This window comes from Achromobacter sp. LC458 (assembly GCF_001005835.2).
GTDB classification, from domain to species: Bacteria; Pseudomonadota; Gammaproteobacteria; order Burkholderiales; family Burkholderiaceae_B; genus Achromobacter; species Achromobacter spanius_B.
The window spans coordinates 35,710-49,905 of record NZ_LBHW02000036.1 but is presented as its reverse complement, the minus strand read 5'-3'; the positions used below and the strand labels follow the sequence as shown (position 1 = coordinate 49,905).

The window sequence follows — 14,196 nt, the reverse complement described above, 5'->3', positions numbered from 1 at the left end:
CCCGCTTACCCTAGCCCTGCTCGTTTTCGGGGCAGCCGCCTGGGGGCAGCCCGCAAAAGCCGTCGCGCCGGATGTTTGCGCGGCGGTGACCGTACGCGAAGGCGATCCGATTCCCGCCGACGCGTGCGCCGTCAACATCGTGCCGCGCGACCTGGGCGTATCCGGCATGACCTTTGGCGGCGACCCGGTCTGGACGCCGCTGGACCCGCAAGCGATGCCCGGTGTGTTCTATGACAGCGCGTCCATCGCCCCCATGTCCGACCGCCCGGTGGTGATGGCGGTGACCGTGGCCTGGTTTTACGCGCAGCCGCGCGTGTCCGAGACCAACGGCCAGCCTTACGCGTCGGTGTCGCAGCCCATCATTTTGAATTGCAGCGCCAACACCTACACCGTCACGCAGACCCAGCACTACGCCGGCAACAACGCCACCGGCGCGCTGGTGGAATCGATACCCGTGGCGGGCATTCACAATGCGCCGGTCGCCCGGGACCCCGTGCAACGCAAGTTGCGCGGCGTGGTCTGCCCGGCGCCGGGCAAGAACGCGCGCAAGTGACAGGCGGCGGGCGCCGACCCCGCCGCGCAGTGGCATCGCTTGCTGCGCTCTGTCTATGCGCGCCCTGTCCGCGCCCTGTCCGCACGCTGTCCGCGCCCTGTCCGCGCCCTGTCCTCGCCCTGTCCTCGCCCTGTCCGCACCCTGTCCGCGCCCTGGCCACGCCCTGCTTGCGCCCTACCTGCGCCCTACCTGCGCCCTGCCTGCGCTCTATCCGCGCCAGTACCGATACAAGCCGCGCGCCGCCGCGTCCAGCAGAAAGCCCAGCACGCCGATCATCAACACCATGGCCATCAGTTCTGAATAGGCCAGCCGGTCACGCGTGTCCAGGATGAAATACCCCATCCCCGCCGACACGCCCAGCATCTCGCACGGCACCAGCACAATCCACAAAATGCCGATGGCCAGGCGCACGCCGGTCAGGATGTGGCCCAGCACGCCGGGCAAGATCACGCTGCGCAAGGTCTCCCAACGCGTGGCCGCCACGCTTTGCGCCAGCTGTAACCAGCGCGGGTCCAGCTGCTGCACGCCGGCCGCCGTGTTCAGCACGATGGGCCAGACGGCGGCGAACGTCAGCAGGAAATAGACCGGATCGTCGCCCACGCCGAACACCATCACGGCTATCGGCATCCAGGACAGCGGCGAAATCATGCGCAGGAACTGCATGGCGGGCGACACCGTGGCTTCCAGGCGGCGCCAACTGCCGATGGCCAGTCCCAGCGGCACGCCGATGGCCAGCGCAAACCCCAGGCCCACGCCGATGCGCCGCAGGCTGACCAGGATGTGCATCGGCAGGTCGGACGCCGTCAGCAATTCGGCCAGGCTGATGAATGTGGCGCCCGGCGAAAAGCGCCGCGCCATGCCGCCGGCCGGCGACAGCACGTCCGTGCCCAGCCACCACAGCGCCAGCAGCGCAGCCAGGCCGCCCAGGCCCAGTGCGCATCGCGCGCCCAGGCCCAGGGATCCCGCCCCGGCGCGAACCGTCCGCCCGGCCCGCGTCGAGGATGCCACGGACGGCGATTGTGGCGATTGCCCGGTGTGCTCGGTTTGCCCGGTGCGCTCGGTGCGCTCGGTGCGCTCGGTGTGCTCGGTGTGCTCGGTGTGCCCGGTGTGCCCGGTGTGCTCGGTTTGTGCCGGTTGTGCCGGTTGTGCCGGTTGTGCCGGTTGTGCCGCTTGTGCCGGTTGTGCCGCTTGTGCCGCTTGTGCCGCTTGTGCCGCTTGTGCGGGTTGTGCCGTTTGTGCCGGTTGTGCCGGTTGTGCCATACCGTCTACCGCCGCGCCGGCAAGCGATTCCCGTGCCGTCACGCCTGCACCATTTCAGTCCGGCTGTAGGCGTCGGGAAAGCCGAAGCGGCTCAGGCCACCCACGGATTCGATGGCGCGCTTGACGTAGCGGTCGTCCACCAACTCGCGCGCCGCGCGGGCCGGGTCCAGGTCGGCAAGAAAGCCCCGGTCGGCCTCGATCACCGTGTCGCGCAGGCGGCGCACCAGCTCTTCGGTGTAGCTGGGAAAGGGATACGGCTGGAAGTCGATCCGGCGCTCATCCCAATCGGCATGGCGAATGGCACCGCTGGCCAGGTACTGCTCTCGGTCGGACGCGGGCGGCGCCAGCACCTTGGTCAGCGCCGGCAAGGCGTGCGGCGTGTAGCGGTTGATGCCTTCCTTGGACAGCAGTTGCGCCGTCTCGGCCCGATGGTCCCGAATCCACAGTTGCGCCTGCACGATGGCGTCCACCACCTTTTGCGACCACGCCGGCCGCTGTTCCAGGTCACGCTCGTGCATGAACACCACGCAGCACGCGTGGTTGCGCCAGACGTCGCCGGTAAAACGCAGCACCTTGCCCACGCCCAGCGTTTCGGCCAGCGCATTGAACGGCTCGGCCACGATATAGCCGGCGATGCGGTTCTGCGCCAGCGCGGGCGGCATGTCGGCGGGCGCCATGACGACCAGGTTGACCTCATTGGCGCCCGCCGAACCGTCCTTGCGCGCTACCGGCGTCAAGCCGTTTTCGCGCAGCAGGTATTGCAGCATGACGTTGTGGATGGAATACCAGAACGGAATGGCGACCGTCTTGCCGCCTAGTTCCTTGACGCTGTTGACGGCAGGCGCCACGGTCAGGCCGGACCCGCCCACGTGGTTCCATGCCACCACCTTGGCCGGCACCTGGCTGCCAAAGCGTGCCCACACGGTCATGGGCGACAGCAGATGCACCACATTGACCTGCCCGGAAATAAACGCTTCGATCACCTGCGCCCAACTGCGCAGCAGCGTGGGCTTTTCTGCCTTGACCCCGGCCTTCTCGAACAGGCCATTGTTATGCGCCACCAGCAGCGGCGCGGCGTCGGTAATGGGCAGATAGCCGATGCGCACGGGCGCGTCCGGCTCGGTTTGCGCGCGGGCGTTGAACGCTGACAGCAAGGACGCTGCGCCACCTGCCGTCAGCAGGGCCGATAGTTTCAACCAGTCGCGACGCGACATGTGTTCCAGGCACATCAAATACTCCTTGCTTGGGAATCGGAATCCGGTCAGGCCGGTACAGACGCAACATGACCCGCGCGCAGCGCACTGCGCAAGCGGGTCAGGATTTCAAGGCGCAGCGCGCCCATTTCAGGCAACAGGTCGGCGCGCGGCTGCGGCAGGTCAACCTGCCAGGTGCCCAGGATGCGGCCGGGCGCGCCGCCCAGCAGCACGATGCGGTCAGCCAGCACCAGCGCTTCGTCGATATCGTGGGTGATCAGCACGGCGGCGGTCTGGAAGTCGGCCACCACCTTGCGCAGCAGCAGTTGCATGTCGCCGCGCGTGACTTCGTCAAGCGCGCCGAACGGCTCATCAAGCAGCAACACCGACGGCTGGCGCGCCAGGCAACGCGCCAAGGCGGTGCGCTGGGCCATGCCACCGGACAGCTGCGCGGGGCGCAGGTGCCGCGCATGCGACAGGCCGACTTCGTCAATGGCCTGGTCCACGCGCGCGCGGCGCTGCGCGTCCGTCAACGCCGGTTGATGCTTGAAGTCCAGCCCGAACGCCACATTGCGTTCCAGGGACAGCCACGGCAACAGGCTGGGGTCTTGAAACGCCACCGCCACGCGCGGGTGCACGCCGGTCAGCGGCGCGCCTTCCATCAGCAGCGATCCGGCAGTGGCCCCTTGCAGGCCCGCCAGCACGCGCAGCAGGCTGGACTTGCCCGCGCCGCTGGCGCCCAGCACCGCCACCACTTCGCCGCGCGCCAGGTCCAGGTCGACCGCTTCAAAGACCGGCGCCGGTGCGGCGGGATAGCGCAGGGCCAGGCCGCGCGCCTGCAACACCGGCGGCGCGCCCGCCGTCATGTGCGGCGGCGGCGCGCCCTTGGGGCTGCGCACAGGCAGCTCGCCCGCCGTCATGGGCCCCGGCCGCTCGCCCGTCGTCGTGCTCACCGGCGGCGCGCCCGCCGTCATACCGCGATCCCGGCCGCTTCGGCCGCCAGCTTGGCCTGGCGCTTGGCCAATTCGGTTTTCAACTGCACCAGGCTGGGCGTGACGATGGGCAGGAAAGCCGCCTCGCGCCACCGTCGGGCAAAGCCCGCGCCGGCACTGGTCAGATACGCTGCGCCGCCGCTGGCTTGCAGTTCCAGTTGCACCGCCTGCTGCGCGGCCTCGGCCAGCGCGATGCGGATCTCGAACAACGCCCAGGGCTCGGTGACGAAACGCCCTGAGCGCACCCCGTCGATCAGCCTTGCGCTTAGGGCCTGCACCTGCGCGCGCAACGCCGCCAGCGGTTCGCCCAGAATGCCCCGCGACGCCTGCCCCTGCCCGCTTTGCGCCGCCGCCTGCAAGGCGCGCCGCGCCAGGCCGATGGACAAGCCGCATTGCAGCCCCGCAAAAGCCGGCCGGGCGCCGGGCAGATATTGGCGCGCGTCAGGGTGGATCAGCCATTCCGGATCGATGCGCACGCCCTGCACCTCCAACGCCGCCGTATTGCTGGACTGCAAGGCCATCAGCGAAAGGTCCGGGCTGCGCACCAGCCCCGCGATATCGTGCGGCAACGCCACCACGGCCGGCGTGCCGTCGGGTGCGCTGACGGCGGCCGCCACCAGAAAGCCCTGGGGCCGCAGATTCGTCACCCACGGCATGCGGCCGTCCAGCACCCAGGCGCCCTCGGATTCGCGCGCGCTGATTTGCAGCGATTCGATGCCCGACAAGAACTTCATCGCGTTCGACAGCGCGGTGGCGCCGGCTTGTTCGCCCGACAACAGCGCGGGCAACCAACGTTGCGCCAAGCCCGCGTTCGGGCTGCGCAACAGGTATTCGATAAAGACACGCTGGCCCCACGCCACGAAGGCGCTGGCAACCGAATACTCGGCCACTTGCGACACGGCTTCGATGGCGTCACCAATGTCCGTACCGGCCAGCCCGCCCTGCGCTTGCGGCACGCCGATACGAAAGATGCCGGCCCGCGCCAGCCTGGGCAGCACAGTGGCGGCGTCCTGCGTGCCGTCGTCCAGCGCGTCGGCATGGTCGGCCAACCACGCTGCCAGATCGTCAGGCAGGCGCAGGCCTGCGTCGGGGTTCAAGGCTTGCGCCGCCATCACGCGCCGCTCCAGGCGTAGTCACGCAGCTGCTCGTTCAGCGGGGTCTGCGCCAGGTTATTGCCAAAGTTGCAGATGGTGGCCAGCCCCACGCCCACAATCACTTCCAGCGCGTTGCCGTCCGTATAGCCGGCATCGCGCAGCGCTTGCAGTGCGTCGTCGCTGACGCGCCCGCGGGTGTCGATCACGGCTTCGGTGAACGCCGCCAGCGCTTGCAGGCGTTGGTCGGGCAGCACGCCTTGCGCACGCAGCGCATCGACAACCTCGGGCGACAAGCGCGCCTTGTTGCGGGCGATGGCGGTGTGGCCCGCCACGCAGAACGTGCAGCCGTGACGCGTGCCCGCCACCAGTTGCACCACCTCGCGTTCCTGCAAGCTAAGGCCGGCGCGCGCGTTCAATTGCGACAGGGTTTGATAGGCTTCCAGCGCCACCGGCGCATTGGCCAGCACGCCCAGCAGATTGGACAGGTATCCCGCGCCCTGCTCCGCGGCGGCCAGCGCGGCGCGCGTGGATTCGGGAGCGCTTTGCGCGGTATGGACGGGCAAACGGGCCATGTGGATCTCCTGGGTGTCGTTCAAGACAAGGTTGAAAACAATATTGTGCGGGCGCCCGGCCACAAGCGACAATGCGCGATGATCGCAACTTGATGCTAGATCTTATCGACTTTCAGCTATGCGCTTATAACCAGCCGAAACTGCGACGGTCACTGGACCAGATCAGTTGCGATTTACCGTCACCCGCACCGCCCCCAAGCTCCGCCCCCACCTTCGCCACCGCCACGCCTGCCCATCTTGCCCAACGACGCCTCCCCTACCGATCAAGCCGCCGTCGACGCGCTGCTTCTGTCCAGCCTGGAAGTGCAATCCAGCTTGTATCACCTGGGCCAGTATTGCGGCAATTGGTCCGCCAGCACCAGCGGCCGCGCGCGCGCCAGCTTTCATCTGATTCTGCACGGCCAATGCCGCGTTGCACTGCATGACGGCCAGGGCGCCGAGCTGGACACGCTGACGCTTGCCGCCGGCGACGGCATATTTTTCCTGCGGGATATTCCGCATGCGCTGACGCCGCTTGATGCCGCGGCGCCCGGCACCGCGCTGTGCCGCGCCATGGAGCCGCTGCTGCCCCGGCAGGCCGATGGCACGGGCCTGGCCTGCGGCTTTTTCCAATTCCGGCCGGGGCTGGCCGACCTGTTGGCCGACACCCTGCCCGACTACCTGGTGCTGCGCGCCCAGGACGAGCGCTTTCGCACGGCGCGCGGTGTGTTCGACCTGATCCTGGCCGAAACCGCCGACACCGCGCCCACGCCGGGCGGCTCGCCCGTGGTGCTGGAACGGCTGACCGATCTGCTGATCTTCTTCATGCTGCGCCATCTGGCCGTGCATGATCGTCAGGCCTACGGGCTGTTCGTGCTGGCGCGCGACCCCGCCATGGCCAGCCTGCTGCAAGCCATCCTGGCGCAGCCCGCCGCGCCCTGGAGCATGCAGGACATGGCCGACCGCCTGCATATGTCCAAGGCCACGTTCCACCGACGCTTCACGCTGCAAAGCGGCACCACGCCCGCGCAGCTGCTGCAATTGCTGCGCATGCGCGTGGCGCGCCGGTATCTGAGCCAGGGCATGGGCATACAGGATGCGGCCGAGCGCGTGGGCTATCAATCGCAGGCTGCGTTCAGCCGGGTGTTTCTGCGCACCGAGGGCGTCGCGCCCTCGGCCCTGCGCAAGCGTCCGCCGGGCGGCGCTTAAACCTGCGCCAACGCTTGTTCCAGATCGGCGATCAGGTCGTCGATGTGTTCGATGCCGATGGACAAGCGCACCGTTTCTTCGCGCACGCCTGCCTTTTGCAGCTCTTCGGGATTCAGCTGGCGGTGCGTGGTGGATGCCGGGTGGGTCGCCAGCGACTTGGAATCACCGATGTTGACCAGGCGCGTGAACAGTTGCAGCGCGTCCTGGAAGCGCGCGCCCGCGTCGCGGCCGCCCTTCACGCCGAAGGTGAACAGGCCCGGCACCTTGCCGCCCAGGTACTTCTGCGCCAGCGCGTGGTCGGGGTGGTCCGGCAGGCCCGCGTAGTTCACCCATTCCACCTTCGGATGTTCACGCAGGAAGTTCGCCACCTTGACCGCGTTTTCAACGATACGGTCCACGCGCAGCGCCAGCGTTTCGATGCCTTGCAGAATCTGGAACGAGTTGAACGGCGAGATCGCCGCGCCCGTGTTGCGCAGCGGCACGACGCGCGCGCGGCCGATGTAGGCGGCCGGCCCGAATGCTTCGGTGTAGACCACGCCGTGGTAGCTCACGTCCGGTTCGTTCAGGCGCTTGAAGCGCGCCTTGTGCTCGGCCCACGGGAATTTGCCGGAATCAATGATGGCGCCGCCCAGGCTGGTGCCGTGGCCGCCCAGGTACTTGGTCAGCGATTGCACCACGATGTCGGCGCCGTGCTCGATGGGGCGCAGCAGGTATGGCGACGGCACGGTGTTGTCCACGATCAGCGGCAGGCCATGGCGGTGCGCGACGTCGGCCAGCGCGGCGATGTCGGTGATGTTGCCCAGCGGGTTGCCGACCGATTCCGCGAAGATGGCCTTGGTGCGGTCATCGATTTGCGCTTCGAAGGCGGCCAGGTCGCTGGGGTTGGCAAAGCGCGTGGTGATGCCGTATTGCGGCAGCGTGTGCGCGAACAGGTTGTAGGTGCCGCCATACAGCGTGCTGGACGAAATGATGTTGTCGCCCGCTTCCGCGATGGTCAGGATGGCATAGGTCACGGCCGACTGGCCCGAGGCCAGCGCCAGCGCGGCAATGCCGCCTTCCAGGGCCGCCACGCGCTGCTCCAGCACGTCGGTCGTGGGGTTCATGATGCGGGTATAGATGTTGCCCGGCACCTTCAGGTCGAACAGGTCGGCGCCATGCTGCGTGTCATCGAACGCGTAGGCAACCGTTTGATAGATGGGCACGGCGACGGCGCGCGTGGTCGGGTCGGGGCGGTAGCCGCCATGCACGGCCACGGTTTCCAGGCGCCAGTTGGGCTTCTTCGGTTCAGTCATGTGTCTCTCCAGGAATGTCGTTGATTCGAGTTTGCGGATCAGGCCGCCAGGGCGCGCGTGGCGCTCAGGATACGGTCGATGTCCGCGTGGTTGTTATAGGCGCCGACGGACAAGCGCACGTAACCATACTCCACCACGCTGGCCACCACACCGGCGCGCGTCAAATGCGCCAGCGCGGCGGCCGGGTCGGCCACGCGCAACGCTGTTGTGGTGCTGCGCAATTCGGGGTCGGACGGCGATACCACGGCCACCCCCTGCGCCCGCAAGCCGTCGTGCAGGGCGTGCGACAGTTCCAGTACCCAGGGTTCGATGCGATCCGGGCCGGCGCCTTCGATCAGATCCAGCGCGCCCGCCCAACCCGCGATGCCCGGGTAGTTGAGGTTGCCCGTTTCCAGACGGCGCGCGTCGCCCGCATCCGCCACGCCCACCTGCCATTGCAGGCCCGACTTGTCCAAGGTAGTGACGCCCGATGGCCCCACGTAAAGCGGGTCCAGCGCGTCCAGCAATTTTTCCGACACATGCAAGAGGCCCACGCCCAGCGGACCCAGCATGCCCTTGTGCGCGCCGCTGGCGAAGGCATCCACCTGCCATTCGTCTACCCGCGCGCGCAGCAGCCCTGCCCCCTGGATGCCATCGACCACCAGCCAGATGCCGCGCTGCGCGCAGCGGCGGCCCAGCTCGGCAATGTCGGTACGCAGGCCGGTGCCGTACTGCACCCATGACACCGCGATCAGACGGGTGCGCGCATCCACGTGCTGCCATAAATCGTCCACCGTATAGCGATGCGACGACACCGCCGCCACGCGCACCTGCACGCCGTGGCGGCGCAGGTTCAACCACGGCAAGGCATTGGTGGGATGTTCCTGGTCATCCACGACCAGGTTGTCGCCGGGTTGCCAGGGCAGGCCCTGGGCCACGGTGTTCAAGCCTTCGGTGGTGTTCTTGGTGAAGGCCAGCCGCCGGGCGTCGCCGCCGATCAGACGTGCCAGGCGCACGCGCAACGCATCGGCATCGCGCAGCCATTGCGGCTTGTCGCTGCGGGCATGGGTGATGCCCTCAAAAAACTGTGCCACCGCATCGGCCACCTTGGGCGACAGCGGGCTGGTGTAGGCGATGTTGGCGTAGGCCTTGTCACGCGTGATGGGAAATAACTGCCTGAATTCGTCCTGCCAGCTCATGCGCGGCCTTCCTGTGGATTGCAACTTGGTATGGCCGAATTCTAGGGACCCGATGCGCATCTGGATAAGGCTTAGTTCTTATATTGATATGACGATACAGTCGCTCGGATATCGCGGGCGCGCCCCTAGAATTCATGCCTTTCTTGCATACATACGATACGGGAACGGCATGCGATTGATTCAATTCTGGAAGGCGGCGGGCGCGGCGGTGGCGCTGGCCGCGGGCGTGGCGCAGGCAGGCACCGTCGATACCATCAAGAAGCGCGGCGAACTGGTTTGCGGCGTCAGCCAAGGGTCGGCCGGCTTGTCGATTGCGAACAAGGACGGCCGCTGGACCGGCCTGGACGCCGACCTGTGCCGCGCGCTGGCCGCCGCCGTGCTTGGCGACGCGAACAAAACCCGCTTCGTGCCCTTGAGTTCGCAGCAGCGCTTTCCCGCGCTACAGTCCGGCGAAATCGACGTACTGAACCGCAACACCACCATCACGTCCAGCCGTGACGCGGGCCTGGGCATTGCGTCGGCCGGCATCGTGTTCTACGACGGCCAGGGTTTTCTGGTGCCGCGCAAGCTGGGCGTCAAAAGCGCCACCGAGCTTGAAGGCGCGCAGGTCTGCGTGCAGCCGGGCACCGTCAATGAACAGAACCTGGTCGACTACTTCAAGAAGAACAAGCTGACGTATCGGCCCGTGGTGATTGAAAACCTGGTCGAACTGGAACAGGCGTTCTACGCCGGGCGCTGCGACGTGTACCTGTCGGACGCGTCCACGCTGGCCGCCAGCCGCGCGGCGCGCGCCGCCAAGCCGGACGACTTCGTCATCCTGCCCGAACGCATCAACAAGTCGCCGCTGGGCCCCTTCGTTCGGCAGGACGATCCCAACTGGGCCGCCATTGTGCGGTGGACGGTCAACGCGCTGGTGGCCGCCGAAGAGCTGGGGGTGACGTCGGCCAATGCCGACGCCCAATCGCAAAGCACCGACGCACAGGTACGCCGCCTGCTGGGCGTGGACCCGGGCATCGGCAAAAGCTTCGGCCTGGACGAAAGCTGGGCCAAGAACGCCATCAAGGCCGTGGGCAATTACGGCGAAGTGTGGGACCGCAACCTGGGCGCCAACACCCCGCTGAAACTGGACCGTGGCCTGAATGCGCAATGGAACAAGGGCGGCCTGCTGTATTCGCCGCCATTCCAGTGAAGCGCTAAGGACTGAACGCGGCGGGCGGGCCACCGGCCCGCCTTTTGCATGGGCAAGACTTCAATGACTGCAACCACACTTCCCTTTGCGCCGCCCGGCTTCTTGCGCCGCTGGCTGCCCACGCTGGCATGGACGCTGGTGCTGGGCGGCATGGCCGCCGTGTTGCTGGCGCACATCGAAGGCGTACAGGCCGCGCGCGGGGTGCAAGGCGGATTCGGCTTCCTGCTTCAGCCGTCGGGCTTTCGCATTTCGGAAAGCCTGTTGAGCGTCACGCCTGACGATCCTTACTGGATGTCGATTGCGGCAGGCCTGGTCAACACGCTGACCGTGGCCGTCCTGGCGATTGCGCTGGCGACGTTGCTGGGCATCGCGCTGGGCTTGATGCGGCTATCGGCAAACGCCTTGGCGGCGCGCGCCGCAGCCGCCATCATCGCCCCGCTGCGCAACACGCCGGTGTTACTGCAATTGTTCGTCTGGTATGGGGTGCTGTTGCGGCTGCCGGATGCACGGCAAGCCTGGTCGCCGTTGCCATCCGTATTGCTGTCCAATCGGGGCTTGGCCTTGCCTGCCTTGCATGGCTGCTTGCCGTATGCCGCCGTGGTGCTGGTTGCGTTGGCGCTGGTCGCCTGGGCGCGACGCCGCGCCTGCCCGCGCGCGGTGTATGCGGCGCTGGCCGCCGCCGTCCTGATCGCTTGGGCGTTGCTGCCCGCCGTGCAGATAGACTTGCCGGTCAAGCGTGGCTTGGGGCTGCATGGCGGCTGGCAACCCAGCATCGAGTTCGTGGCGCTGCTGATCGGGCTGGTGGTCTTTCACGCCGCCTACATCGCCGACATCGTGCGCGCCGCCGTGCGCGCGGTGCCGCTGGGGCTAGTGGAAGCCGGCCAGGCCATGGGCTTGACGCCGCGCGCCGTGATGCAGCGGGTGATTGCGCCCTATGCCGTGCGGGTGGCGCTGCCGCCTTACGCCAACCAATGCCTGGCGCTGATCAAGAACAGCACCTTGGCCATTGCCATCGGCTACCAGGAACTGATGGCCGTCATCAACACAGTCATCACGCAGACGGGGCTGGCGCTGGAAGGCATTGCGCTGGCGCTGGCCATTTACCTGAGCCTGGCGCTGCTGGTGGGCGGCGGCCTGTCGGCCTGGAATGCGCGCCACGCACGGCATGGTCCGGGCGACACGCACGGGCCGCGCCTGGGTGACCGACCCCGCTGGAACGCCACGGACGGCCACCGACGCTGGCGCGGCAAGCTTGGGCAGGTCGCGCTGAACGGGCTGGCGGCGCCAGCAACACGGCAAGCCTTGGCATCGGCAATCACCGCGCCATTGACCTTGGCAACACGGGCGACGTACGCCTGGGCAATCACGGCGGCATTGGTCGCCGGATTCCGGCTTGCCATGACGGTGGCAATCACACTGGCGCTTGCGATAGCGGCGTGGGCATTGCTGGACTGGGCCGTGCTGGGCGCGGTATGGCATGGCGAGCCCGAAGCCTGCGCGCGCGCCGCCGGCGCATGCTGGGCGGCCGTGGGCGAAAACCTGCCGCTGCTGGTCTTTGGCACGATGGCTCCGGGCGACCGGAGCGCCGCGCTGGTCGCCTGCGCGGCACTGGTCGCAGGCATCGCGCTGACGCTGGGCGCAGGCGGCCTGGCCGCGCGCCCGCGCCGGGTCGGGTCGGTGCCGGGGCACCTGCTGGGCTCGCTCGCCGCGTTGCAGCCGAGGTGGACGCCAGGTTCGCTGCCGGCGTTGCTGCCGAAGTTTCTGCCGGCGTTGCTGCCGAAGTGGCTGCCGAAGTTTCTGCCGAAGTGGCTGCCGAAGTGGCTGCCGAAGTTTCTGCCCAAGCTGCTGCCCGAGCTGCCGCCGAAGTTCCTGCCGAAGTTCCTGCCGAAGTTCCTGCCGGCACTGCTGCCTGTATTACTTCTGACGCTGCTGGCCATCGCCGTTTCCGCCTTGTCCGGGTGGCCCTGGGGCGGCACGCCAATCGGGCCGCAACGCTGGGGCGGCTTGCTGGTCACGTTGATCCTGGCCATTGCCGCGCTGGCCGCCGCCGTGCCGCTGGCCTTTGCGCTGGCGCTGCTGCGCCGGTCCGGCAGCCGGGCCGGGTCGATGGCGGCAGCCGGCCTGATCGAAGCGGTGCGCGGCGTGCCGCTGGTGACCCAACTATTGTTCGCGTCGTTCGTGTTGCCCATGCTGTTGGGCGGCAACGTGTCCAAGTTCAGCATGGCGTTGGCCGCGCTGACCCTGCATACGGCGTGTCTGTTGGCCGAGGTGCTGCGCGGCGCACTGCAAGCGATTCCGCCCGGCCAGATGATGGCGGCGCGCGCGCTGGGCATGCGGCCGTTCACGGCCTATGCCACGGTGATCTGGCCACAAGCCCGCCGCATCGCCGCGCCGGCCGCCTTGGGCGTGTTCGTGGGCGCGGTAAAAGACACCTCGCTGGTCAGCATCATCGGCGTCTTCGACGTATTGGGCGCGGCCAAGGCGGTGGTCGCGGGCACCGACTGGCGGCCCTATCACGTTGAGGTCTACCTGGCGGTGGCGCTGCTGTATTTCGGCGCCAGCCTGGCGCTGTCACGCGTGGCCCGGCGCATGGAAACGCGCGCGGGTTAGCGCCTTCGGTAGCCGCGCTTGGCAGGCGCGCCGCGGCCCGGCGCCATCACCCCGCGCGCGAATCCAGCGGGATGCGGTTCAGAAAACGGTCGAAGGCGCTCAGGTACGCGACTTCCACCGTGCTCAGCTTGCGTTGCTTGTGCCAGGTCAGGAACACATCGATCTCGGCCACCGACTCCGCGGGCGGCAGCCGGCGCAGGTCACCGCTCATCACATCCTGGCGTATCAAATGTTCCGGCAGGAAACTCAGGCCGATGCCGGCCACCACCATGCGGCGTATTTCTTCGATATTGGGCGAGGTGCCCACGATGCGACCGGTAAACCCCTGCTGATCGCGAAAGATCGTCAAGGGCGATAGCGTATCGCCGATCTGGTCGCTGGCGAAGCACACGAAGTTCTGGTCCATCAGGTCTTCAAGGCTGACGCGCGGCTTGGAGAACAGCGGATGATGACGGCCGCAGACGACCGCGTAATGGTGGCGCAGAAACAGCCGCCGCTCCAGCGCGTCAACCGGTTTGCGGCACAGACAGATGCCCAGGGCCGGCACGCGCTTGGCCAGGGCGTCCAGGATGGCGGCGCTGGGCAGCACATCCACGTGAAACTCAATCTTGGGATAGCGCCGGTGAAACTGCGCCAGGAAATCGTCATAGGCCGGGCTTTGCACCTTGCTCATGACCAGCAGCCGCAGCGTACCGGCAATTTCGGCGCGGTCCTGGGTGGTGGCGTTTTCAATGCGCGCCATCGTGCCGTACATGTCGCGGGCAATGGCGTAGATTTCATCGCCCAGGCCGGTCAGACGGAATTCGCCGTTGCGCCGGTGCAGCAGCAGCCCACCCACTGCATCTTCAAGCCGCTTCAGCGCCTGGCTGACCGCCGGCTGGCTCAGATGCAGCGCCTGCGCCGCGCGACCCACGCCGCGCTCTTGCACGACAAACATGAAGGTACGCAGCAGGTTCCAGTCCATGCGTTCGGGGGCAAGCGGTTGTGACGGGACAGTGCGAACGGGCGGCTGGGGCATGGCGTGGGGTCAAGGGCGAAAAAAAGGCCGGGTGGAGTCCACGCCGGCCCCGCCGAT

Annotated in this window: 12 protein-coding genes; 4 read left to right on the top strand and 8 right to left on the bottom strand. The window is 67.6% G+C overall.

Annotation, left to right across the window (positions count from 1 at the left end; all coding sequences use genetic code 11):
* The first annotated feature begins 85 nt into the window (after window positions 1-85).
* On the top strand, window positions 86-553 hold the full coding sequence (locus tag YH64_RS23605) for a surface-adhesin E family protein (RefSeq protein ID WP_255444694.1): 468 nt from the start codon (window positions 86-88) through the stop codon (window positions 551-553).
* 207 nt (window positions 554-760) lie between these two features.
* On the opposite strand, the gene YH64_RS23600 is transcribed toward YH64_RS23605, so the two are convergent.
* The 5 genes from YH64_RS23600 to YH64_RS23575 all read right to left on the bottom strand — a co-directional run bounded on the left by YH64_RS23600 (window position 761) and on the right by YH64_RS23575 (window position 5,664).
* Entirely contained in the window at window positions 761-1,510 is a 750-nt protein-coding gene (locus YH64_RS23600; RefSeq protein ID WP_046806748.1) for an ABC transporter permease, read from the bottom strand.
* A gap of 341 nt (window positions 1,511-1,851) precedes the next feature.
* On the bottom strand, window positions 1,852-3,042 hold the full coding sequence (locus YH64_RS23590) for an ABC transporter substrate-binding protein (protein ID WP_046806726.1): 1,191 nt from the start codon (window positions 3,040-3,042) through the stop codon (window positions 1,852-1,854).
* Between the two features lie 32 nt (window positions 3,043-3,074).
* Window positions 3,075-3,872, bottom strand: a complete 798-nt coding sequence (locus tag YH64_RS23585; RefSeq protein WP_082134605.1) for an ABC transporter ATP-binding protein — start codon at window positions 3,870-3,872, stop codon at window positions 3,075-3,077.
* Window positions 3,873-3,976: 104 nt separating this feature from the next.
* Window positions 3,977-5,110, bottom strand: a complete 1,134-nt coding sequence (locus tag YH64_RS23580) for an acyl-CoA dehydrogenase family protein (protein ID WP_046806725.1) — start codon at window positions 5,108-5,110, stop codon at window positions 3,977-3,979.
* On the bottom strand, window positions 5,110-5,664 hold the full coding sequence (locus tag YH64_RS23575; RefSeq protein ID WP_046806746.1) for a carboxymuconolactone decarboxylase family protein: 555 nt from the start codon (window positions 5,662-5,664) through the stop codon (window positions 5,110-5,112). Before YH64_RS23575 ends, YH64_RS23580 begins: the two co-directional genes overlap by 1 nt.
* A gap of 237 nt (window positions 5,665-5,901) precedes the next feature.
* On the opposite strand from YH64_RS23575, the gene YH64_RS23570 reads away from it, so the two are divergent.
* Window positions 5,902-6,852, top strand: coding sequence for an AraC family transcriptional regulator (locus YH64_RS23570; RefSeq protein WP_046806724.1), 951 nt, complete (start codon window positions 5,902-5,904; stop codon window positions 6,850-6,852).
* Here YH64_RS23570 and YH64_RS23565 read toward each other — a convergent pair.
* Together YH64_RS23565 and YH64_RS23560 are read right to left on the bottom strand one after the other, a co-directional pair.
* Entirely contained in the window at window positions 6,849-8,144 is a 1,296-nt protein-coding gene (locus YH64_RS23565) for an O-acetylhomoserine aminocarboxypropyltransferase/cysteine synthase family protein (protein WP_046806723.1), read from the bottom strand. The two genes, YH64_RS23570 and YH64_RS23565, sit on opposite strands and share 4 nt — an antisense overlap.
* Before the next feature lie 38 nt (window positions 8,145-8,182).
* On the bottom strand, window positions 8,183-9,322 hold the full coding sequence (locus YH64_RS23560) for an aminotransferase class V-fold PLP-dependent enzyme (RefSeq protein ID WP_046806722.1): 1,140 nt from the start codon (window positions 9,320-9,322) through the stop codon (window positions 8,183-8,185).
* Between the two features lie 169 nt (window positions 9,323-9,491).
* Here YH64_RS23560 and YH64_RS23555 point away from each other — a divergent pair, with 169 nt between their 5' ends.
* Together YH64_RS23555 and YH64_RS30635 are read left to right on the top strand one after the other, a co-directional pair.
* Entirely contained in the window at window positions 9,492-10,511 is a 1,020-nt protein-coding gene (locus YH64_RS23555; RefSeq protein WP_046806721.1) for an amino acid ABC transporter substrate-binding protein, read from the top strand.
* A 63-nt stretch (window positions 10,512-10,574) separates the two neighbouring features.
* A complete protein-coding gene (locus YH64_RS30635) occupies window positions 10,575-13,121 on the top strand; it encodes an ABC transporter permease subunit (protein ID WP_046806745.1) in 2,547 nt (848 codons plus the stop codon).
* 46 nt (window positions 13,122-13,167) lie between these two features.
* On the opposite strand, the gene YH64_RS23540 is transcribed toward YH64_RS30635, so the two are convergent.
* Complete coding sequence (locus tag YH64_RS23540; protein WP_104145800.1) at window positions 13,168-14,139, bottom strand: LysR family transcriptional regulator; 972 nt, start codon at window positions 14,137-14,139, stop codon at window positions 13,168-13,170.
* Between the last annotated feature and the right edge of the window lie 57 nt (window positions 14,140-14,196).